This window comes from Gulbenkiania mobilis (genome assembly GCA_004346645.1).
Taxonomy (GTDB): domain Bacteria; phylum Pseudomonadota; class Gammaproteobacteria; order Burkholderiales; family Chromobacteriaceae; genus Gulbenkiania; species Gulbenkiania mobilis.
In genome coordinates this window covers 340,078-367,009 of record SMDA01000003.1, presented here as the reverse complement: position 1 = coordinate 367,009, position 26,932 = coordinate 340,078, and the positions used below count along the sequence as shown (strand labels likewise).

The following is a 26,932-nucleotide window of genomic DNA, read 5'->3' as shown; positions in this document are numbered from 1 at the left end:
GACTGTAATGAGTGAACAACACGTCGATACGGGGCGCCGTCGGTTTCTGACGGTTGCAACCAGCGCGGTTGGGGGTGTTGCGGCAGCCGGGGTGGCCACGCCGTTTCTGATGAGCTTCTTCCCGTCCGAAAGGGCCAAGGCGGCTGGCGCACCGGTAGAGGTGGATATCAGCAAGCTGGAGCCGGGTCAGAAGATCAACGTCGAATGGCGCGGCAAGCCGGTGTGGGTACTCTCGCGCACGCCGGAGCAGCTGAAGAACCTGCCCAAGCTGGACGACAAGCTCGTCGATCCGAAGTCCGAAGTCGAACAGCAGCCGAAGTACTGCCAGAACACCAACCGCTCCATCAAGCCGGAGATCCTGGTGGCCGTCGGCATCTGTACCCACCTGGGCTGTTCGCCGACCCACCGCCCCGACATCGCCCCGGCCGACCTCGGCCCGGAGTGGCTGGGCGGCTTCTACTGTCCGTGCCACGGCTCCAAGTTCGACCTGGCCGCCCGCGTGTACAAGGGGGTGCCGGCACCGAAGAACATGGAGATTCCGCCGCACAAGTACCTCTCCGACACCCGCCTGTTGATCGGCGATGACAAGTAACCGAGGGCGTAAGATGAGCAAGGGACAATCCTTTATGAATTGGGTCGACGCACGCTTCCCGCTGTCGTCGATGATGAAAGAGCACGTAACCGAGTACTACGCGCCGAAGAACTTCAACTTCTGGTACTTCTTCGGTTCGCTCGCCCTGCTGGTGCTGGTCATCCAGATCGTGACCGGCATCTTCCTGACCATGAACTACAAGCCCGACGCCAACCTCGCGTTCCTGTCGGTCGAGTACATCATGCGCGACGTGCCCGGTGGCTGGATCATCCGCTACATGCACTCCACCGGGGCCTCGATGTTCTTCGTGGTGGTGTACCTGCACATGTTCCGCGGCCTGATCTATGGCTCGTACAAGCAACCGCGCGAGCTGGTATGGGTTTTCGGCACGCTGATCTTCCTGGTGCTGATGGCCGAAGCCTTCATGGGCTACCTGCTGCCGTGGGGTCAGATGTCGTTCTGGGGCGCACAGGTGATCGTGAACCTGTTCGGTTCCATTCCGGTGATCGGCCCGGACCTGTCCGTATGGATCCGGGGGGACTATGTGGTATCCGATGCCACCCTTAACCGTTTCTTTGCCCTCCACGTGATCGCAGTGCCGCTGGTGCTGCTGGCGCTGGTGGTTGCCCACCTGATCGCCCTGCATGAAGTAGGCTCCAACAACCCGGATGGCGTGGAAATCAAGCAGAACAAGGACCCCAACACCGGTCTGCCGGTGGATGGCATCCCCTTCCACCCGTATTACACGGTCAAGGACGTGCTCGGTGTCGCGGTGTTCCTGATCGTGTTCACCACCATCGTGTTCTTCCTGCCGGAGATGGGCGGTTACTTCCTCGAGCACCCGAACTTTGATCCGGCCGACCCGCTGAAAACCCCGCCGCATATTGCGCCGGTATGGTACTTCACGCCGTTCTACGCCATTCTGCGTGCCATTCCGTCTTTTGCCGGCACCCAGGTATGGGGGGTGATTGGCATGGGCGCGGCGGTGGTTCTGATCGCCTTCCTGCCGTGGCTGGACCGCTCGCCGGTGAAGTCGATCCGCTATCGTGGTCCCAAGTTCAAGATCGCGCTGACGCTGTTCGTGATTGCGTTCATCGGCCTGGGCATCCTCGGTGCCATGCCGTCGACCAACACCCGCACCATCATCGCGCAGATCCTGTCGTTCATCTATTTCGCCTTCTTCCTGGCCATGCCGTTCTACACCAAGAATGACGTGGGCAGCGAGCCGGTGCCGCAACGGCTGACCGAAAGCACGTTCAAGCGCAAGCTGCAGTTCCTGCTGCTGACTGCGCTGACCATCGTGCTGGCCACCGTCTTCGCGATGAACGTGTAACAGGAAGGAAGGCCAGAAAAATGAAAAAGACTCTCCGTCAACTGATCGCTGCGGCCGCGCTCTTCCTGCCTCTGGTGGGCGCCCACGCGTCCGAAGGCGAGATCAAGCTGGAAAAGGCGCCGATCGACATCCAGGACACCGAGTCGCTACAGCGCGGTGCCCAGCTGTTCGTCAACTACTGCCTGTCGTGTCATTCGGCCAACGCCATGCGCTTCAACCGTCTGATGGACATCGGCCTGAGCGAACAGCAGATCAAGGACTTCATCCTGCCGCCGGGTGCCAAGGTGGGTGACCCGATGCGTATCTCGATGCAGACGCCGGATGCCAAGGTCTGGCTGGGCAACACCCCGCCGGACCTGTCTGTGATCGCGCGCTCCCGTGGTGCCGATTACCTGTATGCCTACATGCGCAGCTTCTACCGCGACGACACCCGTCCGACTGGCTGGAACAACCTTGTCTTCGACAAGGTTGCGATGCCGCATGTATTCTGGGAGTGGCAGGGCGAGCAGGTGCTGAAGGTGCACAAGGGTGCCAACGGACACGAGGAAAAGTCGCTGGAACTGGTCAAGGCCGGCTCCATGACCAAGCTCGAGAACGGCAAGGCGATCACGCTGGATTACGACCGCCGCATGGCCGACCTGGTGAACTATATGGTGTACATGGCCGAGCCGGCCCAAGTGCGCCGCCATCAGATCGGCTATCTGGTACTGATGTTCCTCGGTCTGGTACTCCTGCCGCTGTCCTACTTCCTGAAAAAGGAATACTGGAAAGACGTGCACTGAGCCTGACGACAGGCCATCGCAGGGAAAAGGCGGGAAACCGCCTTTTCCCTTTTTCGTTCATGTACTTACGGGCTTTTTCTGGAAATGCGTCTTCCGACGATGCTAAACTAGCCCGGACCTTGACCAACCTTTGACAGGATGATCGTTACTGCCATGATGACCCTTTACTCCGGAATCACCTGCCCGTTCAGCCACCGCTGCCGCATCGTGCTGTACGAAAAGGGGATGGATTTCGAGATCATCGATGTGGACATCCACAACAAGCCCGAAGACCTGGCGGTGATGAACCCGTACAACGAAGTGCCCGTGCTGGTGGAGCGTGATCTCATCCTGCACGAGTCCAACATCATCAACGAGTATATCGACGAGCGCTTTCCCCATCCGCAGCTGATGCCGGCTGACCCGGTGATGCGTGCCCGCGCGCGGTTGTTCCTGTTCCGCTTCGAGCAAGAGCTTTTTGCCCATGTAAAGGCGCTTGAAGCCGGTGCTACCGGGAAAGAAGCAACCAAGGCCCGCGAGGCGATTCGCGAAGGCCTGACGATGATTGCCCCGATCTTTGCCAAGCAGAAGTTCATCCTTGGCGACGAGTTCTCGATGATCGATGTGGCCCTTGCCCCCCTGATGTGGCGCCTGGAACACTACGGCATCGATCTGGGCAAGAGCGCTGCGCCCATCCTGAAGTACGCCGAGCGTATCTTCCAGCGCCAGTCGTTCATCGATTCGCTGACGCCGTCCGAAAAGGCCATGCGCAAGTAAACGGAGTCTTCGCCATGAGCGCCACGAGTACCAAGCCTTACCTCCTGCGGGCCCTGCACGAATGGTGCACCGACAATGGACACACCCCCTACATGGTGGTGTGGGTGGACGAAAATACCGACGTGCCCCGCGAGTACGTGCAGAACAATGAGATCGTGCTCAACGTGGGCTATGGCGCTACCAAGGACTTCCGGATCGAAAACGACTGGGTTTCCTTCTCAGCCCGTTTCGGGGGGCAATCCCGTGAAATCTGGGTACCCGTGGGCAACGTGGTGTCGATCTTTGCCCGGGAAACCGGCGAGGGCATGGGCTTCGAGGTGGAAAAACAGCCCGTGGCCGCCCGTCCGGCACCCGTACCGGACGCGCCCCCGCCGACAGAGCCTGAGGATGAGCCCCCCCGTCCCGGTGGGCGCCCCCATCTGCGCGTGGTGAAGTAAGCGCTGCCTTAGCCGCCGTAGAAAGCAGCAAGGTTGGCCGAAGCGTAGTCTTCGGCCAACCTTTTTTGTGCTGGGGAGGTGCGAGGAAAAAAGCGGGCGCCGAAGCGCCCGTAAGTCCCTTACCACAACAAGAAAACCGTTTTATTCGACGCGCTCGCCGTGCAGCACCACGTCCAGCCCTTCGCGCTCTTCTTCCTCGCTGACCCGCAGACCCATCACCAGATCGATCAGCTTTAGCAGCACGAAGGTGACCACGCCGCAGTAGACCACTGTAGCGCCCACGCCAATGGCCTGGGTAAGCAGACTGCCATCAACGCCGCCGATGTCCTTGACCGCGAACACACCCGTCAGGAGCGCGCCGACGATGCCGCCTACGCCGTGGACCCCGAAGGCATCCAGCGAGTCGTCGTAACCCAGGGCATGTTTCAGTCCGGTCGCGCCCCAGTAGCACACCACGCCCGCCACAAGCCCGATCGCCAGTGCACCCTTTGCGTCTACGAAGCCGGCTGCGGGAGTGATGGCCACCAGCCCGGCAACCGCTCCCGAGGCAATCCCCAGCACCGAGGGCTTGCCCTTGGCGAGCCACTCCGCTGCCATCCAGGCGAGCGCCGCCATGCCGGTTGCGATCTGCGTCACCATCATCGCCATCCCGGCACGGCCGTCTGCGGCCACGGCGGAGCCGGCATTGAAGCCGAACCAACCCACCCACAGCATCGACGCACCGATCAGCGTCAGGATCAGGTTATGCGGCGGCATCGCTTCCCGGCCGAAGCCTACGCGCTTGCCCAGCACCAGGGCTGCCACCAGCCCGGCGATCCCGGCATTGATGTGCACAACCGTACCACCAGCGAAATCCAGCACGCCCTTGTCCGCCATCCAGCCGCCTGGTGCCCAGACCCAGTGCGCCACCGGGACATAGACCAGGAAAGACCACAGCGCCATGAACACCATCATCGACGAGAACTTCATGCGCTCGGCAAAAGCCCCGGTGATCAAGGCCGGTGTGATGATGGCGAAAGTCATCTGGAACATCATGAAGACCGACTCGGGAATCGTGCCCGCAAGCGGATGCACGGTCAGCTTGGCCGTATCCTTGAGGTAGGCGAGGCCTTCGAGCAGCAGACGATCGGTGCCGCCGATCCAGGCATTGCCCGGTGTGAACGCCAGGCTGTAGCCGGCCACCGTCCACAGCACCGTCATCAGCGCGCAGATGGCGAAGCTCTGCATCAACGTGGCCAGTACGTTCTTCTTTCGCACCATGCCCCCATAGAAGAGCGCCAGGCCGGGAATGGTCATGAATAGGACCAGTGCGGTGGAGGTGAGCATCCAGGCGGTGTCACCTGCACTGACGGCGGAGGCATCCACCAGCGTGGGTCCGGTCGGGCCGGCCGCTACAGCCGGCAGGGCCATCGATAGCGCCGCAGGCGCCAGGTAAGCCAGTTTCTTCATCTCTGTGTTCCCCTGATATCGTTCTTGTATCCGCTCAGACAGCGGCTGCGCCGGTTTCCCCGGTCCGAATGCGTACCACCTGCTCCAGGTCGTAGACAAAGATCTTGCCGTCCCCGATCTTGCCGGTGCGTGCCGAACGTTCAATGGCTTCTACTACCTGGTCGAGCAAGCTATCGTCGATGGCGATCTCCAGCTTTACCTTGGGCAGGAAGTCGACCACATACTCCGCCCCCCGGTAGAGTTCGGTGTGCCCCTTCTGGCGGCCGAAACCCTTGACCTCGGTGACGGTGACGCCCTGAACGCCTATTGCGGAGAGGGCCTCTCGGACTTCGTCAAGCTTGAAAGGCTTGATAATTGCGCTGACCAGTTTCATACCTGCTCCTTGTATGGCTGTGCCTGGGTTGATGGTTTCTGCTGTCGCGGCGGCCTTTTGCAGAAACCGTGCCAGCTTTAAAAGCCGGTTCATGCCCCCCGCAGGCTGCATTAGGGGGCAGGACAGGGGCGGCGGGCACCAAGGCGGTCCATACCGCGCCGGCCAGTGCACCAAGCTGGTGCGGCACGCCCGCGCTGCAGCGCACCAGCCGTTTTGCTACACTCATCGCATCGCGCGACCCAACTCCAGGAGGAACACCATGCTTAGCCAGAAACTGTTCGAGGAAATCAGCGCCAAGATCAGCGATACCATCGCAGCCAGCCCCGCCCGCGACATCGAAAAGAATGTGAAGGCCATGATGGCGTCCACCTTCTCCCGGCTGGATCTGGTCACCCGCGAGGAATTCGACGTCCAACAGGAGGTGCTGGCCCGTACGCGAGAACAGCTGATGCTGCTGGAAGTCCGTCTTGCCAAGCTGGAGGCCGAGCTCTCTCCGGCGCGCGCCGAAGAGCTGGTGGAAGCCCAGGCTAGCCAAGGCCATTCCTGATCCGGTCCTGTCATGGCGCTGGCGCGTATCCTGAGCCGTGGGTTGGCCGGAATGGCTGCCCCGGCGGTTACCGTGGAAGTCCATCTGGCCAACGGTCTACCCGCCTTCAATATCGTCGGCCTGGCCGATACCGAAGTGAAGGAAAGCCGCGATCGGGTACGCGCGGCCATCTCCACCTCGGGCTTCGAGTTTCCTGCCCGTAAGATCACGGTGAATCTGGCGCCGGCCGACCTACCCAAGGACTCTGGCCGTTTCGATCTGCCCATCGCCCTGGGCATCCTCGTAGCCAGCGGTCAGGTGCGTGGCGAGGGTCTGTCTGCCTACGAAATGGCCGGCGAGCTCGCTCTGGACGGCACGTTGCGTCCGGTGCGGGGCGCGCTGGCCATGGTATGGCAGGCTGCGCGGGACGGTCGTGCCTTTATCCTTCCTCCGACAAGTGCCGGAGAGGCCGCCCGCATGGCATCCGCCACCGTGTACGAGGCCACGGACCTGTGCGCCGTGGCGGCCCATCTGAACGGATTGCACGCCTTGGAGTATGCTGCCCCGCTCAAGGCGGACATGATTCAGTCCATGCCCGATCTGGCCGACGTGCGGGGCCAGCCTGGCGCACGCTTCGCTCTGGAAGTCGCGGCGGCTGGCGGACACAGCCTGTTGCTGATGGGGCCGCCTGGAACCGGCAAGTCGATGCTCGCCAGCCGACTGCCTGGCCTGCTGCCTCCCATGACCGAGGAGGAGGCGCTGGAGAGCGCTGCCTTGCGCTCGTTGGCCGGCCAGCCGGCAGAGCCCAGCCCTTGGGGCGTGCGTGCCTTCCGCTCGCCGCACCACACTGCTTCGGCCGTGGCCCTGGTCGGGGGTGGCAGTCCACCCCGTCCGGGCGAAATCAGCCTTGCGCATCATGGTGTCCTCTTCCTGGATGAACTGCCTGAATTCGACCGCAAGGTGCTGGAGGTGCTGCGCGAGCCGATCGAAAGCGGGGTGATCCATATCTCGCGTGCCACCCATCAGGCCAGCTTCCCAGCCCGGTTCCAGCTGGTGGCCGCAATGAACCCGTGCCCGTGTGGCTATCTTGGCCACCCTTCCGGCCGTTGCTGCTGTACGCCCGAGCAGGTTCAGCGATATCGCGGTAAAATCTCGGGCCCGCTTCTGGACCGTATCGACCTGCATGTCGAAGTCCCGTCGCTGACGGCCGCCGAACTGAAGGACAGCCGGCCGGGAGAGGGCAGCGAACAGGTGCGTGCCCGGGTCGCCCAAGCGCGGCAACGGCAGCTGGACCGTCAGGGAAAGCCGAACGCAGCCCTAAGCGGCGCAGAGGTAGAACATCATGGGTTGGCCGAAGAGGCCGCACTGTTCACGCTGGCGCAGGTGGTAGAACGGCTCAGCTTGTCTGCCCGCAGCTATCATCGTATCTTGCGGGTGGCCCGCACCCTGGCAGACCTTGCCGGGGCGACCACCATAGACCGGACCACCATTTTGCAGGCCGTCCAGTTGCGACGCGCCGGCCTGCCGGACAAATAGAACCCTGCTTACGGGGTCGTTAACCATCACACAGCATTCAGCGGTATTCACATATGGCAACACGAGATGTAAAAGGCAGCGCCCGTCCGGCCGCTGCCCGCAGCCGGACCGCCGGCAAGCCCAAGAGCAGGAGCGGGGGCAACCTGATGACCGGGCTGATGATCGGCCTCATCATCGGTGTGGCGGTGGCCGTAGGCATCGCCATGTACCTCAACCGCTCTGGCACCCCCTTCACCAACCTGCAGAAGCTGGAGCGTCGCGGGGCGGCCTCCGAGGCCCCACCGGAGGTGCTGCAGCCGGGGCCGCGCATCGAAGATGCCCCACCGGTCGCGGCCTTGCCGCCTTCTTCTGCCGCTTCGGCCAACCTGGATACGCCCGCTCCCCCTCCCGCCACCCCGGCGACCAAGCCTGTGACGCCCGCGCCCCAGAAAGAAGCCAGCGGGGCCGACGGGCAGCGCTTCGATTTCTACAAGATTCTGCCCGGCCAGATCGACGCCTCGCCGGAGCCTGCCAAGAAGGAACCTTCCCCCGCGCCGGCTGCCCAACGCTGGCTGCTGCAGCTGGGCGCGTTCCAGCATGAGGACGAGGCCGACAACCTGAAGGCCAAGCTGGCGCTGCTGGGGGTCGAGGCCCGCATCCAGTCGGTGGAACTGCCCGAGAAGGGGCTGATCCACAGGGTCCGCGTGGGCCCCTTCGGCTCCCAGGAAGACATGGAGCGCGTGCGCGCCCAGCTCAAGCAAAACGGCATCAGTGCCACTGTCGTCAAATAAGAAGCCGGGAGAGTCGATGAACTGGAATTTCAAGAAAGCCGCACTGGCGGCAGTGATGGTTGCAACGGCAGGCCTTGCGCAGGCCGCCATTGTGCTGAACAAGGATTACACCGTGCTGGCCAATCCCCAGCCCTCGGCCGCTAAAGGCAAGGTGGAGGTGATCGAGTTCTTCTCCTACACCTGCATTCATTGCTATCACCTGGAGCCCTTCCTCGCCTCCTGGGAAAAACGCCTCCCTGCCGACGTGAGCTTCCGCCGCGAGCAAATCGTGTGGGAGAAGCCGATGGAAGGCTTTGCCCGCCTGTTTGCCACCCTTAACACCACTGGCGCGCAGGCCACTCTGCATCGCCCGGTCTTCGATGCGGTCATGCAGCAGAAGATCAACCTCGGGGATGAAAAGGTGCTGACCGGCTGGCTGAAAGGCCGGCAGGGCATCGATGTGGCGCGCTTTATGCAGGTGTACCAGTCCTTTGGTACCAATGCGCAGGTGACGCGTGCCACCAAGATGACCCGTGATTACGGCATCGAGGGTACGCCGACCATCGTTGTGGCTGGCAAATACGCCACCATGGCTGCTGCGCCCGAGCGGCTGCTGCAGGTAGTTGACGAGCTGATCGTCAAAGCCCGTAAGGAGGGCTTGGCCAAGTAAGCGCCCGGATACGGGCATATACCGCAAAGGCAGCCCGGGCTGCCTTTGTTTTTGACATCAAAAAGAAAAAGGATGGGTTGTGGACGTATTGCTGCTGGCCAAGGCATTGTTGCTGGGGATCGTCGAAGGATTAACCGAGTTTTTTCCCATTTCCAGTACCGGGCATCTGATCGTCGTGGGGGACCTGATCGGGTTCAACAGTGATAGTGGAAAGGTGTTCGAGGTGGTGATCCAGCTCGGGGCTATCCTGGCTGTGCTGTGGGAGTACCGCGCGCGCTTTCTGTCAGCGGCCGCCGGCATCGGCCGCGATCCTCAGGCCAACCGGTTCGTGTTCAACCTGTTCGTGGCCTTTCTCCCTGCCGCCCTGTGCGGTTTCCTGTTCATCAAGGCGATCAAGGCCCATCTTTTCAATGCGCCGAGTGTGGCCATGGCGCTGATCGTCGGCGGGGTGATCCTGCTGATGGTGGAACGCAAGACCTGGGTGGCAAGGGTGCATTCCGTCGACGACATGACCTGGAAAGACGCATTAAAGGTCGGCATTGCCCAGATTGCGGCGCTGGTGCCCGGTACCTCCCGTTCGGGGGCGACCATCATCGGCGGCATGCTCTCAGGGCTGGACCGCAGGACAGCGGCCGAGTTTTCCTTCTTCCTTGCCGTACCGATGATGTTTGCCGCCACCGTCTACGATGTCTACAAGAACTGGGCGCTGTTCTCTTCGGCCGACCTGCCGGTGTTCGCCGTAGGCTTTGCTGCTGCCTTCGTCAGTGCCTTCTTCGCGGTACGCGGACTGATCCGTTACGTCTCCCAGCATACCTTTGAAGCCTTTGGCTGGTACCGCATCGTCTTTGGCGTGCTGATCCTTCTCACCGGCCATTTCGGATGGGTGACGTGGCAGTCGTGACACACCACCGGGTACGGGTGAGCGACCATTGCAAAAAAGATGAAACAAAGTGTTGACGACCCTAGGGGTCATCCGTATAATTCAAATCTCTGAAACGGACGCGGGGTGGAGCAGTCTGGTAGCTCGTCGGGCTCATAACCCGAAGGTCGTAGGTTCGAATCCTGCCCCCGCAACCAGTCCTCTCAGAGCGGTGCCTGGCACCACGAATACAAATCAAGGCCACGCTGATGCGTGGCCTTGATTTTTGCCTGTTTCAGCCTTCAAGTCATCCCGCCTGTCCAGCCTTTGTGCCGGACAGGCTTTTTTTTGCCTTCCTTGCTGGCAAGCCCTGCAACAGCCAATGAAAAACCCCGGCACGCCGGGGTTTCGTCTGAACGAACCGCACCTGCCCTTCAGATGCGGCGCGCCAGCTCTTCTGCCTTGCCCAGGTAGCTGTCAGGAGTCAGCTCGAGCAGGCGGGTCTTCTCCGTCTCCGGGATGTCGAGATTGCGGATGAACGCAGCCAGCGTCTCCCGGGTTACGCCGTCCTTGCCGCGGGTCAGCTCCTTGAGCTGTTCGTAGGGGTTGGGAACGCCGTAGCGGCGCATCACCGTCTGGATCGGTTCGGCCAGGAGTTCCCAAGTGGCATCCAGGTCGCCCAGCAGCGCGGCCGGGTTGGCTTCCAGCTTGTTCAGGCCCTTCAGACAGGCACGCAGCCCCAGCAGGGTGTAACCGAAGCCCACGCCCATGTTACGCAGCACGGTGGAGTCGGTCAGGTCACGCTGCCAGCGCGACACAGGGAGCTTTTCTGCCAGATGGCCGAGGATGGCATTGGCCAAGCCCAGATTGCCCTCAGCATTCTCGAAGTCGATCGGGTTGACCTTGTGGGGCATGGTGGAACTGCCCACCTCACCCGCCACCACGCGCTGCTTGAAGTAACCCAGCGAGATGTACCCCCACACGTCGCGGTTCAGGTCGATCAGGATGGTATTGATGCGCGCCATCGTCTGATAGAGCTCGGCCATGTAGTCGTGCGGTTCGATCTGGATGGTGTACGGGTTGAAGGTGAGTCCCAGTCCCGACACAAAGCGTCCGCACAGGCTCTCCCAGTCCACGGCGGGATAGGCGACGAGATGGGCGTTGTAGTTGCCGACCGCCCCATTGATCTTGCCCAGAATTTCCTGACGGACCAGCTGCTCGCGCTGGCGTTGCAGGCGGTAGACCACGTTGGCCAGCTCTTTGCCCAGCGTGCTGGGCGTGGCGGGTTGGCCGTGCGTGCGGCTCATCATCGGTTGGGCCGCCAGCTCGTGCGCCATGGTCGATAGCTTGCCGATCACCTCGTCGAGCACCGGGAGCAGTACGGTGTTGCGTGCGGTCTTGAGCATCAGCGCATGGCTGAGGTTGTTGATGTCTTCCGACGTGCAGGCGAAGTGGATGAACTCGCTGGCGGCCATCACCTCCGGGTTGCCCGACAGCCGCTCCTTCAACCAGTATTCGATCGCCTTGACGTCGTGGTTGGTGCGCGCTTCGATGGCCTTGACTTCTTCTGCGTGCTCGACGCCGAACTGGGCGACGACATCGTCGATCTCGCGCACGGTGGCGTCTGAGAACGGTTTCACTTCTTCGATGCCGGGCTCTGCGGCCAGCATCTTCAGCCACTCCAGTTCCACCTTGATACGGAATTTCATCAGGCCGTATTCGGAGAACAGCGCGCGCAGCGGCTCGACCTGGCCGGCGTAGCGGCCGTCAAGGGGGGAAAGGGCGGTCAGCGTGGTCAGATTCATCACTCGGTGCTTCCAGGTTGGGCCGGTTGCCCGGCCGGGCTTCTACGAAAAAACGAAAAGGGGGGTCAGTGCCGGGCCAGCCGGTGGGCCAGCCCGTGCGCCAGTCTGTCTGCCGCCTCCGGACAGAACCGGAAGAAGAGTTCGGGTTCGATCATTTCCAGTTCCATGATGGCCAGCTGGCCAGCGTTGTCGCGTACGAGATCCACACGCGCGTACAGCACGTCGAAGGGAACGGCTGCCACGGCGGCCTCGGCAAAACGCGCTTCCTCCGCGGAAGGCGTGTGTTGGTGCACACTGCCGCCGTGGTCGTCCTGCACGCGAAAGTCCCCCTTTTTCGGTGTCTTGCGGATGGCGTGGGTGACCTTGCCATCGATCACCATCAGCGACAATTCGCCGGCCTCCAGCACCTGCGCTTGGAAGGGTTGCAGCATCATTGCTTCCGCCTCGACCAGGTCGCCGAAGGTGCATTCCAGTGTTTCGGTCTCGGTGTGGGCAAAACGATAGGTGTGCCGGGCGGCTCCGGACACCGCCGGCTTGAGGATGAGATCTTCCCAGCCCAGCGCAGCCGTCACGTTCAGCAGCGAACGCGGGTCGCCGCGCTCGACGAAGTACGTGGGGACGGTGTTGATGCCAGACTCTGCCAGGGCGCCCAGATAATGCTTATCGATGTTCCAGCGGATCAGGGCGGCCTCATTGAAGAGCCGTATGCTTCGGCCAACCTTGTCCAGCCAGGGAGAGAACTCGGCGAAGCGGTCGAAGTAGTCCCAAGTGGTGCGGAAGAGGGCAGCGTGGGTGGTGTTCCAGTCGAAGTCCGGGTCGTCCCACGCGCGGCGCGCAGCGCGCAGGCCGGCCCGTTGCAGCGCCTCCAGCACTAGCCGGTCCTCGGTGTGCAGCTGCCGGCTGTACCAGTCGTTTTCGTCCTCGCGCACCCAGCGCCGGTCGGTCAGTACGGTCACATCGTAGGTCATGACATCATCTGCAAGAAAAACGGGCCCATGGCCCGTCTGGTGTCGATCACATTCCCGGCAGCATGCCCTTCATGCCGCGCATCAGCTTGGTGAGGCCGCCTTTGGAAAACTGCTTCATCATCTTCTGCGTCTGCTCGAACTGATTGAGGAGGCGGTTCACTTCCTGCACGGTGACGCCCGACCCCGCCGCGATCCGGCGCTTGCGGCTGGCCTTGATCAGTTCGGGCTTGCGCCGCTCCTCGGGCGTCATGGCATTGATGATGCCCTCAATGCGGCGCATGGCCTTCTCGGCCTCGGCGCCTTGCACCCCCTTGGCCAGCTGGCCGAGTTGACCGGGCATCTTCTCCATCAGGCTGGACATGCCGCCCATGTTCTTCATCTGCTGCATCTGGGCCTTGAAGTCCTCCAGGTCGAAGCCCTTGCCCGACTTGAGCTTCTTGGCCATCTTGGCCGCTTCGGCCTGGTCCAGCCCCTTCTGTACGTCCTCAATCAGCGACAGCACGTCGCCCATGCCAAGGATGCGGCTGGCGATCCGGTCCGGATAGAAGGGTTCCAGACCGGTCAGCTTTTCGCCCACCCCGATGAACTTGATCGGCTTGCCGGTGATGTGGCGCACCGACAGCGCTGCACCGCCGCGGGCGTCGCCGTCCATCTTGGTAAGGATGACGCCGGTCAGCGGCAGGGCCTCGTTGAAGGCCTGGGCGGTGTTCACCGCATCCTGGCCCTGCATCGCATCCACTACAAACAAGGTTTCCACCGGTTGTACCGCGGCATGCAGGGCCTTGATTTCCTCCATCATGGCCTCGTCGATCGCGAGGCGACCGGCGGTGTCCACCATCAGCACGTCAAAGTAATGCCGGCGTGCGTAGTCGATGGCGGCTCGTGCGATGTCCACGGGCTTTTGCTGGCCATCGGAGGGGAACCACTCCACCCCCACCTGCTCGGCCAGCAGGCGCAGCTGTTCGATGGCCGCCGGGCGGTAAACGTCGGCCGAAACCACCAGCACCTTCTTTTTCTGCGTCTCCTTGAGCAGCTTGGAGAGCTTGCCCACGGTCGTGGTCTTGCCCGCACCCTGCAGGCCAGCCATCAGCACTACAGCAGGCGGAACGGCCGACAGGTTGAGCGCGTCGTTCTTCTCGCCCATCAGGCGCGTCAGTTCGTCGTTCACCACGCCGATCAGTGCCTGCCCCGGCGTGAGGCTGCCCATGACTTCCTGGCCGAGGGCGCGCTCCTTCACCTGGCTGATGAATGCCTTCACCACCGGCAGGGCCACGTCGGCTTCGAGCAGCGCCATGCGCACCTCGCGCATGGCGTCCTGGATGTTGGTTTCGGTCAGCCGCGCCTGGCCGCGCAGCTCTTTGATCACGCCCGAGAGGCGTGAGGTCAGGTTGTCAAGCATGTAGGCACCTTTACTGTCTGCCAACGGAATACAGGTTGGTGTAGACTTTTAAGCCTCGCATTTTACACGACCCACCGGGTGCGCGCCCGGCGTTGACAGCAATTCATCCATGACTGCACCTCTTGTCGTTCTCTCCCTCGCCCTGATGCTGGTGTATGCCACGCTGTCGCTGCACTACGTCGGGCACTGGCGCGGTCGCGGCCTGCTGCCGCGTCACCCGCGGCGCGAACATACGCTGCTCGGCTTCGTGTTGCTGGTGCATGCCTTCGCGGTGCTTTCCCCCTTGGCCGAAGGGCCTTGGGTGTCGCTCGGCGTGGGGCGCACGCTGGCCGTGGTGGCGTGGCTGATGCTCCTCATCTACTGGACGTGCGGATTCTTTTATCGGGTGGAAGGGTTGCAGCTCTTCATGATGCCCTTCGCCATCGTGACCCTGGCCTTCGCCATGGTGTTCCCCGGTAGCCACGTGGTGCACGACCTGTCCAATCCGGCGTTTGCGCTGCACATCCTGGTATCGATGGTGGCCTACAGCCTGTTCGCGATCGCAGCCATGGTCGCCATCCTGATGCTGATCCTGGACAAGGCGCTGCATCGCAAGCAGACGCTGGCATTGGCGCGTCACCTGCCGCCGCTGCTCTCGCTGGAGCGGATGATGTTCCAGATCCTCATGGTGGGCTTTCTCCTGCTGACGGTGTCTCTGCTGTCGGGCGTGGTGTTCTCCGAAGAGGTCTTCGGCCAACCTGCGGCGCTGACACACAAGACCGTGTTCGCCGTGGTGTCGTGGCTGATTTTCGGTGCGCTGCTGGCGGGGCGGCAATTCAAAGGCTGGCGCGGCAAGCTCGCGGTGCGCTGGGCACTCTCGGGATTTGGCTTCTTGTTGCTTGCCTACATCGGCAGCAAGGTAGTGCTGGAGTTGGTCTTGCAAAAATAATAATTAAACGTCATATTTTCGTGGCCACCCTTTCTTTCACTCTTGAAATGGAGGTCACATGATCAAGACCCTGCTCGCGTCGATGGCCGCCGGCCTGCTCCTGGCCACGTCCGCCTTCGCCGCCGTCAATCTCAACACCGCCAGCCAGGCGGAGTTGGAAACCCTCAACGGCATCGGCCCGGTCAAGGCCAAGGCCATTCTCGAATACCGCACCAAGCACGGCGCCTTCAAGTCGGTGGACGACCTGAAGAATGTGTCGGGCTTCGGTGACAAGACCGTGGAGAAGTTGCGCAAGGAAGTGGTAGTAGGGAGTGCAGCCAAGCCGGCCGCACAGAAGCCCGCCCCGGCCGCTGCCAAGCCTGCTGCAGCGGTCAAACCCTGAGCCGCTTACCTTCATCAAATTGAAAGCCCTGTCCGGTGTCGCCGGCCAGGGCTTTCTTGTTTCAGGGGGCCGGGCGACCGAAGAGCGCCAATGCCCGGGTACGCTGCTCGGCGTGATCCACGATCGGCCGGGGATAGTGCTGGCCCAGCCGGAAGCCGGCAGGCAGGGCGCGTGCCAACCAAGGGGCGTGGATGGCCTGATCGTCCAGCCCGGCCAGCTCCGGCACATAGCGACGGATGAATCGTCCGGTGGGGTCGAAGGTCCGTGACTGGGTTACCGGGTTGAAAATCCGGAAATAGGGCTGGGCATCGCAACCGGTCGAGGCCGCCCACTGCCAGCCACCATTGTTGGCCGCCAGGTCGTAATCGAGCAGATGTGCAGCAAAGTAGCGTTCACCCCAGCGCCAATCGACCAGCAAGTCCTTGACGAGAAAGCTCGCCGCCACCATCCGCAGCCGGTTGTGCATGTAGCCGGTCTGGTTCAGTTGGCGCATGGCCGCATCCACCAGCGGATAGCCTGTGCGCCCCTCGCGCCAGGCCGCAAACCATTCAGGGTTGTTTTCAAACGAGAGGGCACGGTACTCCGGCCGGAAGCTTTCTTCCGCCACCTGCGGGAAATGCCACAGCAACTGCTGGTAGAACTCCCGCCAGATCAGTTCCGACAGCCAGGTGGCTGCACCTTCCGAGCCATTCTCCCAGGCAAGACGTGCCAATTCGCGTACGGAAACGGTGCCAAAACGCAAATGAGGAGAGAGATAGGACGGCCCCTTGATGGCGGGATAATCCCGCTGCGTCTTGTAACGGTCCATACGGAGCAGGAAATCGGCCACCAGGGCTTCGGCGCCCGCTGCGCCTGTCTTCACGTGCAGCGTCTCCCAGTCCACACGGGCGAACCCCAGGCTTTCCAGCGAGGGGAGCGGCAAAGGGGGCAAAGGCTGCAGACGCGCCCGGGCAAGATCGACCGCATGCGGGCTCAGGTCTCCTGCCGTCAGCCGTGCCAGCCAAGCCTTCTTGTAAGGGGTGAACACGGTGAAGGGCTTGCCGGTGCGCGTTAGGATCTCATCTGTTTCAAACACCACCTGATCCTTGACCAGAGTGAGGGTGCAGCCGGCTTCGGCCAAGCGCGCGCCCACCAGCGCATCGCGGCTGCGTGCCCCCGGCTCATAGTCTCGCGCTGCCACCACTTCCTGAGCGCCAAGACGCCTTGCCAAGGCGGGCAGGGCCTCCTCAGCATGGCCACTGACGCTGACAAGCTCGCTGCCGCAAGCACGCAGCGCACTCTGGATCTCTTCCAGAGCCCGGTAGAAGAAGTCCACGCGCCGGTCTGTTTCCGGCAGGCCGTGCAGGATGGCCTCATCAAAAAGAAAGACGCACACGACCGGACGGTTCGTCTTGAGAGCGTGCGCCAGGGCGTGATGGTCGTGCAGGCGCAGGTCACGTCGCAACCAGCACAGGGTGGTCGGCGTAGAAAGGCAAGGAAGGTGTTCCATGCTGGGGGTTATCTTCTCGAAGCAGGGCGTGGATTGTGGCACTGAACAAGGAAAAGGCGGGCGGTTTGCTGGGCTTGTTCAAGGGCTGTTTTGACTTTTATGCAACACTTTTACCCTTCTGAAGCGTATGTGTTGCAAACAGACAACAAAACCGACGTTTTCATATCTCTTTATATAACAAAGACTTAGCTTTTTTTGTTGCAAAAACTCTTCAGGCGGCCGCAAGGCGCTGCCGCCCGGTTTTGTATTTCCACAACGTCGGATTTATAGTCCGCTCAGAATCGTCAGACCACATGGCGATCCCAGATGCCCGGCCCGTTCGGCTTCAATCGGTCGGAATCGGGCTCTCACTTGAATGACTTGAAAGGATATAGCGATGAACAAGAAGCTGATCGCTCTGGCTGTAGCTGCTGCTGCTATCCCGACTCTGTCGCTGGCAGACGTTGTAATCTACGGCAAGATCAAAGCCGGTGTTGAAAACACCAAAGTTGGCGAAGCTGGTTCCAACAACCTGGTTGAAGACTACGGTTCCCGTATCGGCTTCAAGGGCACCGAAGACCTGGGCAACGGCCTGAAGGCCCTGTGGCAGGTTGAGTCCAAGATCGCTGTGGACAGCGGCGAAGGCACCTCGTTCGGCACCCGTCAGTCGTTCCTGGGTATGGAAGGTAGCTTCGGTAAGGTCCGTCTGGGTTACATCAACAACTCCCTGAACGACCTGGGCCTGATCGACCTGTGGGAATACAACTCCGACGCTCAAGGTCTGAGCCTGTTCACCCGTACTGGTTACCGTCTGGCTAACTCCGTTCGCTACGACAGCCCGGACTTCGGCGGCGTGAAGTTCAACGTTGGTCACGGTGTTGACGAAGAGCGCAACGACGGCAACAACCGTCACACCACCTACGCTGGCATCGACTACAACGCCAACGGTATCTTCGCTTCGTACGCCTACCAGCGCAACGCTGACCAGTACGGCGACAACAAAACTGGCCAAGTACACCGCGTAGAAGCCGGCTACGATGCCAACAACCTGTTCGTGGGCCTGGGCTACCAGCAAACCAAGGGTGACTTCGGCTGGCTGGGTGCTGATGAAGTTAAGACCCGCGAAGCGGCTCTGACCGTTGGTTACACCATGGGTGCCTTCACGCCGAAGTTCTCCCTGGCCAAAGGCTGGAACATGAAGGAAATTGGTGGCGACACCATCGACAACAGCGACTACAAACAGTACGTGGTTGGTGTTGACTACGCCTTCTCCAAGCGTACCGTTGGTCAGCTGTCCTACGGCAAGCTGAACTTCGACGGCAAAGACGACGACGTTCGTACCGTTGGCTTCAACGTAGTACACTCCTTCTAATCAGTTTCCGGACTGATCTGAATGAAAGCCGCCGCAAGGCGGCTTTTTCATTTTCTAGGGGCCTCTTCTCGCCTCATGCAAGAGGGCACAAAGGCATATGGGCCAGCGCCCTGTTCGGCCGTATAATGGCTGCGGCATGACGTACGCAAGCGGTGACGTTCGCCTTTCCTCTTACATCTTTCGGAGTTGTCGTTCCTCGCATGGATACCTTGTCGGCGGTCTCCGGGTTGGGCCGGGCCCTGGTCCAGAACAATGCCTTGCTGCTGCCGGATGCAGAGGCCATTCAGCGGCAGGCTCAGGCAGCCAATCTGAGTTTTGTCGAGCAACTGGTGCTGAGCAAGAAGATGACGGCACTGGAAGTGGCGCTGTTTGCGTCACGCCTGTTCGGTTTCCCCTTGCTGGATCTGAATGCGATCGACCCCGAGCAACTACCCAAGGGTCTGATCGACGAGGAACTGGTCAGCAGTCGACGCCTGATTCCGCTCTTCAAACGCAGTAATCGCTTGTTTATCGGCACCTCCGACCCCACGCAGACTTCGGCGTTTCATGCCATCACCTTCAAGACGGGGCTGTCGATCGAAGTCGTGATCGTAGAGGATGACAAACTCTCCAAGGTGGTGGAGCGGTATCGGCAGGAGGCTACCTCGGCCATCCGGGAGCTGGACAACGAAGACTTCGGTGAGCTGGAGTTTGCCAATCCTGACGAGGAGCCGGCTGGCGAAACGCTGCAGAGCGAGGTGGAAGATGCGCCCGTCGTCAAGTTCATCCACAAGGTGCTGCTGGATGCGGTGAACGGCGGCGCTTCCGATATCCATTTTGAGCCCTACGAGAAGTTCTACCGCATCCGTTATCGGGTGGACGGAGAACTCAAGGAAGTGGCCCAGCCGCCGCTCCTGCTGAAGGACAAGATCGCTTCACGTATCAAGGTCATCTCCCGGCTGGACATCTCGGAAAAGCGGGTACCACAGGACGGTCGCCTGAAGCTGGTGTTGTCCAAACATCGCGCTATCGATTTCCGGGTGAGCACGCTGCCGACGCTGTACGGCGAGAAGATCGTGATGCGGATTCTGGATCAGTCCGCTGCCACGCTGGACATCGACCAACTTGGCTTTGAGCCCGAACAGAAGACCCTGCTGATGGAGGCGATCCAGCGCCCCTATGGCATGGTGCTGGTTACCGGCCCGACGGGTAGCGGCAAGACGGTGTCGCTCTATACCTGTCTTAACATCCTCAACAAGCCCAACATCAATATCTCGACGGCGGAAGATCCGGTGGAAATCAACCTGCCGGGCATCAACCAGGTCAACGTGAACGAACGGGCTGGGCTGACCTTCGCCTCGGCATTGAAGGCGTTTCTGCGACAGGATCCTGATGTGATCATGGTGGGGGAAATCCGGGACTTCGAGACGGCGGACATCTCCATCAAGGCGGCCCAGACGGGGCATATGGTGTTTTCCACCCTGCACACCAATAACGCCCCGGCCACACTGACACGTCTGCTCAACATGGGGGTCGCGCCATTCAACGTGGCCAGTTCGGTTTTGTTGATCATGGCCCAACGCCTGGCCCGCAAACTGTGCAACCATTGCAAGGCACCAGTGGACATCCCGCGGGAGGCGCTGCTGCGCGCAGGCTTTTCAGAGGCGCAGCTCGATGGCAGCTGGCAGCCCTATGGACCCGTGGGCTGCGGTGAATGCCGTGATACCGGTTACCGAGGACGGGTGGGGTTGTACGAGGTGATGCCCATCACGGAAGCCATGACTCGCCTGATCATGCAGAACGGAACGGCAGTGGACATCCAAGACCTGGCACTGCGCGAAGGCATGATCGATCTGCGTCATGCCGGTCTCATCAAGGTGCGACATGGCATCACTTCGCTGGCTGAGGTGGTGGCCGTCACCAATGACTGACAGGGCAGGCAACCCCGAACAGGGCGAAGAAAGACGGTTGGAACAACATGGCGACGTCGAACAAGAAAAATGAGCGGGCTCCCGGCTATATCTGGGAGTGGGAAGGCAAGGACCGCGCAGGCAAGGTGATCCGGGGCGAAATGCGTGCGGAAACCGAGGCTGTGGCCAAGACCCAGCTGCGCCGTCAGGGCATCACTGTCGTCAAGGTCAAGCGCCGCAGGGGGTTTGGGCGACGGATCACTGAGAAGGACATCACCCTGTTCACGCGACAGCTTTCCACCATGATGCGTGCAGGTGTTCCCTTGCTGCAGGCTTTCGACATCGCCGCCAAGGGGCATGGCAATCCGGCGGTGACGCGGATGCTGCTGGAAGTGCGGGCGGACGTGGAGGCGGGCTCCAGCCTTGCCGAGGCCTTCAGCAAGCGCCCGGTCTATTTCGACAAGCTGTTCGTCAACATCATCGCGGCCGGCGAAACCGGGGGCGTGCTCGATTCCCTGCTGGACAAGCTGGCCACCTACAAGGAAAAGGTGATGGCGGTGAAGGGAAAGATTAAATCCGCCATGATCTACCCCACTGCCATCATCGCCACGGCCTTCATCATTACGGCGGTGATCATGATTTACGTGATTCCCGCCTTCAAGGAGCTTTTTTCCAGCTTCGGCGCAGACCTGCCGGCCCCAACGCTGGTAGTGATCTGGCTGTCGGACCTGTTCGTGAACTACTGGTGGCTGATCTTCGGCGGGCTGATCGGGGGCATCGTGGCCATCGTTACCCTGTTCAAACGTAGCCCGGCGCTGCGTGAAAAAATGGATGCCCTGATACTGCGGCTGCCGGTGCTGGGCGACATCGTGCGCAAGGCGACCATTGCCCGCTGGGCCCGGACCCTGTCCACGCTGTTCACGGCCGGCGTGCCCTTGGTGGAAGCGCTCGACTCGGTCGGCGGGGCCTCGGGCAACCAGGTGTATGCCGAGGCTACCAAGCAGGTGCAGAGTGATGTCAGCGCCGGCTCCAGTCTCAGCTTCTCGATGCAGCGTACCGACCTGTTCCCCAACATGGTGCTGCAGATGACGTCGATTGGCGAGGAGTCGGGCTCGCTCGACAGCATGCTCGACAAGGTGGCCGACTTTTATGAGGAAGAAGTCGACAACGCGGTGGCTGCCCTGTCCAGTCTGCTCGAGCCCCTGATCATGATTATCTTGGGTGTGCTGATCGGCGGGCTGGTGATCGCCATGTACATGCCAATCTTCAAGATGGGGCAGGTGGTGGGCTGATGGCGGAACTGCTTGCGCTCCTTTCGGCCAACCCCTCCGTTTTCGTGGTGCTGGCCCTGATGCTGGGGTTGGTGATCGGCAGCTTTCTGAATGTGGTCATCCACCGGGTGCCCAGGATGCTGGAAGCGCACTGGCGCATGGAATGTGCCGCCTATGGCATGGGAGACGCCCCTGCCTCGGGGGCTGCCTACTCCTTGTGGACGCCCAGATCGGCCTGCCCAGCTTGCGGTAGCGCCATCCGTCCCTGGCACAACATCCCTCTGGCTGGCTTTGCAGTGTTGCGTGGCCGGTGTGCTGCATGTCGGGCACCCATTAGCTGGCGCTACCCCATGGTGGAGGCCCTCACGGGTGGCCTGTTTGCCTTGCTGGCTTACCATTACGGGGCCGGAATCGCTTTTGTCGGTTATGCCGCTTTCACCGCCTTCCTGATTGCGCTGGCTTTCATTGATGCCGACACCCACCTTCTCCCAGATAACCTGACGCTGCCGCTCCTCTGGCTGGGGCTGGCCTTCAACCTCTACACCGGGCGCGTTCCACTGGAAGATGCCGTGCTGGGCGCCATGCTGGGCTACGGCCTCCTGTGGAGCGTGTACTGGGCCTTCCGTCTGGCCACCGGCAAGGAGGGCATGGGTTACGGGGATTTCAAACTGCTGGCGGCATTGGGGGCCTGGCTGGGCTGGGTGCAGGTGCCCCTTATCATTCTCTTGTCTTCGGTGGTGGGGGCAGTATTTGGGGTCGCGCTGATCCTCATGGCGCGGCACGGTCGTGGACAGCCGCTGCCGTTCGGCCCCTATCTGGCCGTGGCCGGTTGGGTGGCCCTGCTGTGGGGGTCGCCGTTTCTTGCATGGTATCTGCATGGCTAAACCAGACATTCCCGTGATCGGGCTCACCGGTGGTATCGGTTCGGGCAAGAGCGCGGTGGCAGACCGCTTTGCCGCGCATGGGATACCGGTGGTGGATACCGATCAGATTGCCCATGACTTGACCGGGCCGGACGGTGCGGCGATGCCGGCCATCCTCCAGGCCTTCGGCCCCGGGGTGCAGTCCGCCAATGGGGCACTGGACCGAACCGTCATGCGCCAGCGGGTGTTTGCGGATCCCGCGGTCCGTAAGGTCCTGGAAGCCATTTTGCATCCAATGATTCGTCAGGCAAGTTTCGAAGCGCTCTCACAGTCCGGAGGACCCTACCGCGTGCTGGTAGTGCCCCTCCTGTTCGAAACCGGTCATTATCAGCCTTGGCTGGCGCGCACGCTGGTGGTCGATTGCGACGAGGCTCTGCAGAAGGAGCGAGTGATGCGGCGCAACGGATTGAGCCAAGAAGCTGTCGCAGCCATCATGGCGGCACAACTGCCGAGAGCGGAGCGCCTGGCGCGGGCGGACGATGTCATCGTCAATAACGGCGCGCTGGAGGAACTCATGCTTCAAGTGGACGACAAACACCATTATTATCTAGCGAACTTCGCCAAGACCCCGCAATAAGGCTGGTCAACCAGCCACCAGACAGGGCAGATCTGCTGTGATCAGTTTCGAATTTCCCGTCACCGAGCGCACCCGCAGTTTGCTGCGGCTCGAGCAGCTGTATGCCCGGCTTGATTTCTTCATTGCCCGTGATCACCCCTTCGAACACCATGCGGCTCTGCTCGTGCTGTTCGAGCTGATGGAAACGGCCTCGCGTGCCGACCTCAAGGCGGATCTCCTGCAGGAGCTGGAGCGCCAAAAGCAGGTGCTGGAGGGTTGGCGCAACAATCCGGAAGTAGCCGAGGACACGCTCGAAGGCGTGCTGGAAGACATTGAGCGCACTACCCTGGGTCTGCTGGACCTGACGGGCAAGTTCGGTCAGCACCTGCGGGAAAACGAATGGCTGATGGCGATCAAGCAGCGCGCAGGCATTCCCGGGGGTACCTGCCAGTTTGACCTGCCCTCCTACTATCTATGGCAGCAGAAACCTGCGGAGGCGCGCCGGTGCGATCTGACACGCTGGGTGGCCCCATTGCGCCCCACGGCCGAAGCGTCCCGCATCCTGCTCAAGCTGCTGCGTGACAGTGGCAAGACACATAGTTATGTGGCGCGCCATGGCAGCTTCCAGCAGATGTCAGGTGGGAAGCTGGTACAGCTGATCCGCGTAGGCTACGACGAGACCTTGGGCGTGTTGCCTGAGCTTTCGGCCAACAAGTACGCGCTCAACATCCGTTTCATCAGCGCCGTGACCGGCGAAACCCGGCCCCGCCAGACCGAGCTGGATGTCGAGTTTGCCCTGACCAGTTGCAAGTTCTGAGGCCTGGCCTCCTTTACTCCGACATGACATCCTCCTCTCCTGCCGCAACCGTTGTCGCCTGCCCGATCTGCCGCACGCCGGTCGAATGGGGGGCGCACAGTCCTTACCGCCCCTTCTGCAGCGAGCGGTGCAAGCTGATCGACCTTGGCCAGTGGGCCGAGGAGCGCTACCGTGTGGCGGCTTCGGGTGACGAGCCCCCCAGCGAAGGGCCGGGTACGCACTAGTCCTTGCACTTGCAAGAGGCAGTAAAAACGCCCCGCTCATGCGGGGCGTTCTGGCTGTATGGGAGGTCGCTCAGATACGCGCGATAGCTGCCCCTTGGGCAAAGTAGCTGCGCACCCCGCCCAAGATCGCCTTGGCCACATCCTGCTGGAACCCACTATCGACCAGGCGCCTTTCTTCCTCCGGATTGCTGATGAAGGCCGTTTCCACCAGGATGGAGGGGATGTCCGGCGCCTTCAGCACTGCAAATCCTGCCTGCTCCACCCGCTCCTTGTGCAGTTTGTTGAGGTCGCCCAGCTGTCCCAGCACGGCTTTGCCCAGCTTCAGGCTGTCGTTGATGGTAGCCGTCTGTGTCAGGTCCAGCAGGGTGTGGGCTAGGTAGCGGTCCTTGGTGTCGATCTTGACCCCGCCGATCAGGTCGGCCGCGTTCTGTGTCTGCGCCAGATATTTGGCTGCCGTGCTGGTGGCCCCCTTTTCGGACAGTGCGAAAACCGAAGATCCGCGGGCCGTAGGGGTGATGAAGGCATCGGCATGCAGCGAGATGAACAGGTCGGCATTGAGCTTGCGTGCCTTGGCTACGCGCACGCCCAGCGGGATAAACACGTCTTCCTCCCGCGTCATGAAGGCACGCATGTTGCGCTCGCCGTCGATCAGACGCTTGAGCTGCTTGCCGATGCGCAGTACCACATCCTTCTCCTGTACGCCGGACGGACCGATGGCGCCCGGGTCCTCGCCGCCGTGCCCCGGGTCTAGCATGATGACCAGCGGCCGCTGCTGTCCGGGGCGGCCGCGCGGACGGGCAGGGGGCTCGGGCAGACGGTCGATGGTGCCCTTGTTGTAGTCTTCGAGCAGGCTGAGCAAGGGGTCGTTCTGGGGCGCTGCGGGGAAGAGGTCGACCACCAGCCGATGCCGGTATTCAGCCACCGGAGGCAGGGTGAAGACCTGGGGCTTGATGTCGGACTTGAGATCCAGTACCACGCGGACCGTGTCGCTATTGAACTGGCCAGCGCGGGCCGAACGGATGAAGGGGTCAGCCTGCTGGATCTGGCTGCCGATATCCTTCAGGATGCCATTGATCTGTACGCCCTCGATGTCCACCACCAGGCGTGAGGGGTCACTCATGAGGAAGTGCCTGAACTTCAGGCTGTCGCTGGCCTCGAGTGTCAGGCGGGTATAGGTGGATGAAGGCCAGACGCGCAGCGCCACTACCTGGTTGGCCGCAGCAAACCCGGCCCGGCTCACCGACAGGAGAATGGTGGCGGCGGCCGCGCCGATCAGCCGACGGCGGGAGGGGTCGAAATCGTGCGAAGACATGCTGTTCCTGTGGGCGTGCCGGCGGTCAGGCAATAATGACGGCCTGTGCCTTCTACGGTCAATTGCAAAGTCAGGTCTGCCGGAGGCAGTGCGCCGGCGGCCTTCTCCGGCCATTCCACGATGCAGAGGGTGTCCGGGCCGAAGTAGTCGCGAAACCCGGCGTCCTCCCACTCCATCGGGTCACCGAAACGGTAGAGGTCGAAATGATGGAGCGTCAGCACCGGGGTCGGCGTGTAAGTTTCGACAAGAGTATAGGTCGGGCTCTTCACACGGCCAATATGTCCCAGACCATTGAGCAGCCCACGGGTGAAGGTGGTCTTGCCCGCCCCCAGGTCCCCCAGAAGATAGATTACTCCGCCTGACGGCAGGTGTCGGGCCACTGTTGCACCCAAGGCAAGCGTGGCCTGCTCGTCCTTCAGGTAACCGTCCACAACGCTGTTATCATCGCCCCCCATGACCCTACCTCGTTCCGAAAACGCGAATTATCGCGAATTGGCCCGGCAAATCAAAGACTGGGCGCGGGAAGACGGCTTCGCCGATGCCCGGATCAGCCGGGCTGCCCTGCCGCCCGAGGCCGAACAGCGCCTGGCGCGCTGGCTGGAGAAGGGCTATCACGGCGAAATGGACTACATGGCCCGGCATGGGGCGCTGCGGTTGCGCCCGGCAGAATTGGTGCCAGGCACCCTGTCGGTGATTTCAGTGCGTATGAACTACTGGCCCGCAGAGGCGGCACCGGCCGAAGCGGTGCTGGCGGACGGCAGCCGGGCCTATATCTCGCGGTATGCCTTGGGGCGGGACTATCACAAGGTCTTGCGCAACCGGTTACAGAGGTTGGCCGAAAAGGTGACGCAGGCGGTGGGCCAGCATGGTTATCGGGTGTTCACCGACAGTGCGCCGGTGGCGGAAGTGGCGCTGGCCGCCCAGGCCGGAATGGGGTGGCGGGGCAAGCACACGCTGCTGCTCAACCGCTCCGAAGGGTCGCTGTTTTTCCTGGGAGAAATTCTCACCGACCTGCCGTTGCCGGAAGACGCCTCCGAGGCGGGTCACTGTGGCCGTTGCACCCGCTGCATCGAGGTTTGCCCTACCGGAGCGATTGTCGCGCCCTACGAGGTGGATGCACGGCGTTGTATCTCGTATCTCACCATAGAGCTGAAGGGCCCGATCCCGGAGCCCTTGCGGCCCTTGATCGGCAACAGAGTGTACGGATGCGACGACTGCCAGCTGGTATGCCCGTGGAACCGGTTTGCCGTGCCGACCAGGGAGGGAGACTTCGCGGTCAGACATGGGCTGGACAACAGCACCTTGGCCGAACTTTTCACTTGGACTGAGGAAACCTTCCGCCTGCGGATGGCGGGCAGCCCCATCTGGCGCATCGGCTACGAGAAATGGCTGTCCAACCTCGCCATCGGGCTGGGAAATGCACCCTCCACCCCGGAAGTATTGGCCGCCCTAGCCTTGCGACGCAACCATCCGTCCGCGCTGGTACGGGAGCACGTGGCCTGGGCACTTGCCCGGCATGACCGAAGGGGAAAAGAAGGCGCAGCCGGCTGAACAGC

The 26,932-nt window shown here is 61.8% G+C and carries 28 protein-coding genes and 1 tRNA gene; 21 read left to right on the top strand and 8 right to left on the bottom strand.

The annotated features are described in order from the left end of the window. Positions 1-7: 7 nt before the first annotated feature. From petA to EV669_RS06685, 5 genes are all read left to right on the top strand, one after another. Positions 8-592 (top strand): ubiquinol-cytochrome c reductase iron-sulfur subunit, encoded by a 585-nt coding sequence (gene petA / locus EV669_RS06705; protein WP_054284449.1) that lies wholly within the window; start codon positions 8-10, stop codon positions 590-592. Between the two features lie 13 nt (positions 593-605). Next, positions 606-1,925 (top strand): cytochrome b, encoded by a 1,320-nt coding sequence (locus tag EV669_RS06700; RefSeq protein ID WP_054284450.1) that lies wholly within the window; start codon positions 606-608, stop codon positions 1,923-1,925. 20 nt (positions 1,926-1,945) lie between these two features. Further along, positions 1,946-2,707 carry a cytochrome c1 gene (locus EV669_RS06695; protein WP_054284451.1) on the top strand — a complete coding sequence of 254 codons (762 nt, stop codon included), beginning with the start codon at positions 1,946-1,948 and terminating at the stop codon, positions 2,705-2,707. Between the two features lie 153 nt (positions 2,708-2,860). Continuing rightward, a complete protein-coding gene (locus tag EV669_RS06690; protein WP_054284452.1) occupies positions 2,861-3,463 on the top strand; it encodes a glutathione S-transferase N-terminal domain-containing protein in 603 nt (200 codons plus the stop codon). A 14-nt stretch (positions 3,464-3,477) separates the two neighbouring features. Continuing rightward, positions 3,478-3,900: a ClpXP protease specificity-enhancing factor gene (locus EV669_RS06685; RefSeq protein WP_054284453.1), complete on the top strand. Its 423-nt coding sequence runs from the start codon at positions 3,478-3,480 to the stop codon at positions 3,898-3,900. A gap of 141 nt (positions 3,901-4,041) precedes the next feature. On the opposite strand, the gene EV669_RS06680 is transcribed toward EV669_RS06685, so the two are convergent. Together EV669_RS06680 and glnK are read right to left on the bottom strand one after the other, a co-directional pair. Next, complete coding sequence (locus EV669_RS06680) at positions 4,042-5,310, bottom strand: ammonium transporter (RefSeq protein WP_404810847.1); 1,269 nt, start codon at positions 5,308-5,310, stop codon at positions 4,042-4,044. 73 nt (positions 5,311-5,383) lie between these two features. Further along, a complete protein-coding gene (glnK, locus tag EV669_RS06675) occupies positions 5,384-5,722 on the bottom strand; it encodes a P-II family nitrogen regulator (protein WP_054284757.1) in 339 nt (112 codons plus the stop codon). A gap of 259 nt (positions 5,723-5,981) precedes the next feature. Between glnK and EV669_RS06670 the strand changes: the two genes are divergently transcribed. The 6 genes from EV669_RS06670 (at position 5,982) to EV669_RS06645 (ending at position 10,280) form a co-directional block, all read left to right on the top strand. Next, on the top strand, positions 5,982-6,269 hold the full coding sequence (locus EV669_RS06670) for an accessory factor UbiK family protein (protein WP_132098207.1): 288 nt from the start codon (positions 5,982-5,984) through the stop codon (positions 6,267-6,269). Positions 6,270-6,281: 12 nt separating this feature from the next. Next, the gene (locus EV669_RS06665; RefSeq protein ID WP_132098206.1) at positions 6,282-7,784 is read left to right on the top strand and encodes a YifB family Mg chelatase-like AAA ATPase; all 1,503 of its coding nucleotides are present in this window, start codon (positions 6,282-6,284) and stop codon (positions 7,782-7,784) included. Positions 7,785-7,837: 53 nt separating this feature from the next. Next, positions 7,838-8,554 carry an SPOR domain-containing protein gene (locus EV669_RS06660; protein ID WP_054284457.1) on the top strand — a complete coding sequence of 239 codons (717 nt, stop codon included), beginning with the start codon at positions 7,838-7,840 and terminating at the stop codon, positions 8,552-8,554. Positions 8,555-8,570: 16 nt separating this feature from the next. Next, the gene (locus EV669_RS06655; RefSeq protein ID WP_054284458.1) at positions 8,571-9,203 is read left to right on the top strand and encodes a thiol:disulfide interchange protein DsbA/DsbL; all 633 of its coding nucleotides are present in this window, start codon (positions 8,571-8,573) and stop codon (positions 9,201-9,203) included. 79 nt (positions 9,204-9,282) lie between these two features. Further along, positions 9,283-10,104: an undecaprenyl-diphosphate phosphatase gene (locus EV669_RS06650; protein ID WP_054284459.1), complete on the top strand. Its 822-nt coding sequence runs from the start codon at positions 9,283-9,285 to the stop codon at positions 10,102-10,104. A gap of 99 nt (positions 10,105-10,203) precedes the next feature. Then, positions 10,204-10,280, top strand: a tRNA-Met gene (locus tag EV669_RS06645). 216 nt (positions 10,281-10,496) lie between these two features. On the opposite strand, the gene purB is transcribed toward EV669_RS06645, so the two are convergent. From purB to ffh, 3 genes are all read right to left on the bottom strand, one after another. Next, entirely contained in the window at positions 10,497-11,867 is a 1,371-nt protein-coding gene (gene purB / locus EV669_RS06640; protein WP_055433210.1) for an adenylosuccinate lyase, read from the bottom strand. Between the two features lie 65 nt (positions 11,868-11,932). Next, positions 11,933-12,835 (bottom strand): ATP-grasp domain-containing protein, encoded by a 903-nt coding sequence (locus EV669_RS06635; RefSeq protein ID WP_132098205.1) that lies wholly within the window; start codon positions 12,833-12,835, stop codon positions 11,933-11,935. Between the two features lie 46 nt (positions 12,836-12,881). Then, positions 12,882-14,234 (bottom strand): signal recognition particle protein, encoded by a 1,353-nt coding sequence (gene ffh, locus EV669_RS06630; protein WP_132098204.1) that lies wholly within the window; start codon positions 14,232-14,234, stop codon positions 12,882-12,884. Between the two features lie 109 nt (positions 14,235-14,343). Between ffh and EV669_RS06625 the strand changes: the two genes are divergently transcribed. Both EV669_RS06625 and EV669_RS06620 read left to right on the top strand, forming a co-directional pair. Then, positions 14,344-15,162 carry a cytochrome C assembly family protein gene (locus EV669_RS06625; RefSeq protein ID WP_132098203.1) on the top strand — a complete coding sequence of 273 codons (819 nt, stop codon included), beginning with the start codon at positions 14,344-14,346 and terminating at the stop codon, positions 15,160-15,162. A 58-nt stretch (positions 15,163-15,220) separates the two neighbouring features. Beyond that, on the top strand, positions 15,221-15,544 hold the full coding sequence (locus EV669_RS06620; RefSeq protein WP_054284464.1) for a ComEA family DNA-binding protein: 324 nt from the start codon (positions 15,221-15,223) through the stop codon (positions 15,542-15,544). Positions 15,545-15,605: 61 nt separating this feature from the next. Here the strand turns inward: EV669_RS06620 and EV669_RS06615 are convergent, their stop codons facing one another. Beyond that, complete coding sequence (locus tag EV669_RS06615) at positions 15,606-17,033, bottom strand: cryptochrome/photolyase family protein (protein ID WP_132098202.1); 1,428 nt, start codon at positions 17,031-17,033, stop codon at positions 15,606-15,608. Between the two features lie 376 nt (positions 17,034-17,409). On the opposite strand from EV669_RS06615, the gene EV669_RS06610 reads away from it, so the two are divergent. The 7 genes from EV669_RS06610 to yacG all read left to right on the top strand — a co-directional run bounded on the left by EV669_RS06610 (position 17,410) and on the right by yacG (position 24,064). Further along, the gene (locus EV669_RS06610; protein ID WP_132098201.1) at positions 17,410-18,384 is read left to right on the top strand and encodes a porin; all 975 of its coding nucleotides are present in this window, start codon (positions 17,410-17,412) and stop codon (positions 18,382-18,384) included. A gap of 200 nt (positions 18,385-18,584) precedes the next feature. After that, positions 18,585-20,294 carry a type IV-A pilus assembly ATPase PilB gene (gene pilB / locus EV669_RS06605; protein WP_055433204.1) on the top strand — a complete coding sequence of 570 codons (1,710 nt, stop codon included), beginning with the start codon at positions 18,585-18,587 and terminating at the stop codon, positions 20,292-20,294. 47 nt (positions 20,295-20,341) lie between these two features. After that, a complete protein-coding gene (locus EV669_RS06600; RefSeq protein WP_054284468.1) occupies positions 20,342-21,565 on the top strand; it encodes a type II secretion system F family protein in 1,224 nt (407 codons plus the stop codon). Continuing rightward, positions 21,565-22,428, top strand: a complete 864-nt coding sequence (locus EV669_RS06595; protein ID WP_055433203.1) for a prepilin peptidase — start codon at positions 21,565-21,567, stop codon at positions 22,426-22,428. The genes EV669_RS06600 and EV669_RS06595 overlap by 1 nt, the downstream gene beginning before the upstream one ends. Next, positions 22,421-23,044: a dephospho-CoA kinase gene (gene coaE, locus EV669_RS06590; RefSeq protein ID WP_132098200.1), complete on the top strand. Its 624-nt coding sequence runs from the start codon at positions 22,421-22,423 to the stop codon at positions 23,042-23,044. The genes EV669_RS06595 and coaE overlap by 8 nt, the downstream gene beginning before the upstream one ends. 37 nt (positions 23,045-23,081) lie before the next feature. After that, entirely contained in the window at positions 23,082-23,840 is a 759-nt protein-coding gene (zapD, locus tag EV669_RS06585) for a cell division protein ZapD (protein WP_054284471.1), read from the top strand. Positions 23,841-23,863: 23 nt separating this feature from the next. Further along, positions 23,864-24,064, top strand: coding sequence for a DNA gyrase inhibitor YacG (gene yacG / locus EV669_RS06580; protein ID WP_132098199.1), 201 nt, complete (start codon positions 23,864-23,866; stop codon positions 24,062-24,064). A 70-nt stretch (positions 24,065-24,134) separates the two neighbouring features. On the opposite strand, the gene EV669_RS06575 is transcribed toward yacG, so the two are convergent. Both EV669_RS06575 and tsaE read right to left on the bottom strand, forming a co-directional pair. Continuing rightward, positions 24,135-25,376, bottom strand: a complete 1,242-nt coding sequence (locus EV669_RS06575) for an N-acetylmuramoyl-L-alanine amidase (RefSeq protein ID WP_132098198.1) — start codon at positions 25,374-25,376, stop codon at positions 24,135-24,137. Then, complete coding sequence (gene tsaE / locus EV669_RS06570; RefSeq protein ID WP_132098197.1) at positions 25,337-25,831, bottom strand: tRNA (adenosine(37)-N6)-threonylcarbamoyltransferase complex ATPase subunit type 1 TsaE; 495 nt, start codon at positions 25,829-25,831, stop codon at positions 25,337-25,339. Before tsaE ends, EV669_RS06575 begins: the two co-directional genes overlap by 40 nt. Here tsaE and queG point away from each other — a divergent pair. Then, positions 25,830-26,927, top strand: coding sequence for a tRNA epoxyqueuosine(34) reductase QueG (gene queG, locus EV669_RS06565; RefSeq protein WP_132098196.1), 1,098 nt, complete (start codon positions 25,830-25,832; stop codon positions 26,925-26,927). The two genes, tsaE and queG, sit on opposite strands and share 2 nt — an antisense overlap. The last annotated feature ends 5 nt before the right edge of the window (positions 26,928-26,932 follow it).

Coding starts and splice junctions, on each gene's coding strand:
- EV669_RS06670 (WP_132098207.1), top strand. CDS start 5,982: ATGCTTAGCCAGAAACTGTTCGAGGAAATCAGCGCCAAGATCAGCGAT.
- EV669_RS06615 (WP_132098202.1), bottom strand. CDS start 17,033: ATGGAACACCTTCCTTGCCTTTCTACGCCGACCACCCTGTGCTGGTTG.
- EV669_RS06575 (WP_132098198.1), bottom strand. CDS start 25,376: ATGTCTTCGCACGATTTCGACCCCTCCCGCCGTCGGCTGATCGGCGCG.
- EV669_RS06665 (WP_132098206.1), top strand. CDS start 6,282: ATGGCGCTGGCGCGTATCCTGAGCCGTGGGTTGGCCGGAATGGCTGCC.
- EV669_RS06680 (WP_404810847.1), bottom strand. CDS start 5,310: ATGGCCCTGCCGGCTGTAGCGGCCGGCCCGACCGGACCCACGCTGGTG.
- EV669_RS06655 (WP_054284458.1), top strand. CDS start 8,571: ATGAACTGGAATTTCAAGAAAGCCGCACTGGCGGCAGTGATGGTTGCA.
- yacG (WP_132098199.1), top strand. CDS start 23,864: ATGACATCCTCCTCTCCTGCCGCAACCGTTGTCGCCTGCCCGATCTGC.
- EV669_RS06685 (WP_054284453.1), top strand. CDS start 3,478: ATGAGCGCCACGAGTACCAAGCCTTACCTCCTGCGGGCCCTGCACGAA.
- EV669_RS06595 (WP_055433203.1), top strand. CDS start 21,565: ATGGCGGAACTGCTTGCGCTCCTTTCGGCCAACCCCTCCGTTTTCGTG.
- glnK (WP_054284757.1), bottom strand. CDS start 5,722: ATGAAACTGGTCAGCGCAATTATCAAGCCTTTCAAGCTTGACGAAGTC.
- coaE (WP_132098200.1), top strand. CDS start 22,421: ATGGCTAAACCAGACATTCCCGTGATCGGGCTCACCGGTGGTATCGGT.
- purB (WP_055433210.1), bottom strand. CDS start 11,867: ATGAATCTGACCACGCTGACCGCCCTTTCCCCCCTTGACGGCCGCTAC.
- petA (WP_054284449.1), top strand. CDS start 8: ATGAGTGAACAACACGTCGATACGGGGCGCCGTCGGTTTCTGACGGTT.
- pilB (WP_055433204.1), top strand. CDS start 18,585: ATGGATACCTTGTCGGCGGTCTCCGGGTTGGGCCGGGCCCTGGTCCAG.
- ffh (WP_132098204.1), bottom strand. CDS start 14,234: ATGCTTGACAACCTGACCTCACGCCTCTCGGGCGTGATCAAAGAGCTG.
- EV669_RS06635 (WP_132098205.1), bottom strand. CDS start 12,835: ATGACCTACGATGTGACCGTACTGACCGACCGGCGCTGGGTGCGCGAG.
- EV669_RS06610 (WP_132098201.1), top strand. CDS start 17,410: ATGAACAAGAAGCTGATCGCTCTGGCTGTAGCTGCTGCTGCTATCCCG.
- EV669_RS06660 (WP_054284457.1), top strand. CDS start 7,838: ATGGCAACACGAGATGTAAAAGGCAGCGCCCGTCCGGCCGCTGCCCGC.
- EV669_RS06625 (WP_132098203.1), top strand. CDS start 14,344: ATGACTGCACCTCTTGTCGTTCTCTCCCTCGCCCTGATGCTGGTGTAT.
- EV669_RS06695 (WP_054284451.1), top strand. CDS start 1,946: ATGAAAAAGACTCTCCGTCAACTGATCGCTGCGGCCGCGCTCTTCCTG.
- EV669_RS06690 (WP_054284452.1), top strand. CDS start 2,861: ATGATGACCCTTTACTCCGGAATCACCTGCCCGTTCAGCCACCGCTGC.
- EV669_RS06620 (WP_054284464.1), top strand. CDS start 15,221: ATGATCAAGACCCTGCTCGCGTCGATGGCCGCCGGCCTGCTCCTGGCC.
- tsaE (WP_132098197.1), bottom strand. CDS start 25,831: ATGGGGGGCGATGATAACAGCGTTGTGGACGGTTACCTGAAGGACGAG.
- EV669_RS06700 (WP_054284450.1), top strand. CDS start 606: ATGAGCAAGGGACAATCCTTTATGAATTGGGTCGACGCACGCTTCCCG.
- queG (WP_132098196.1), top strand. CDS start 25,830: ATGACCCTACCTCGTTCCGAAAACGCGAATTATCGCGAATTGGCCCGG.
- EV669_RS06600 (WP_054284468.1), top strand. CDS start 20,342: ATGGCGACGTCGAACAAGAAAAATGAGCGGGCTCCCGGCTATATCTGG.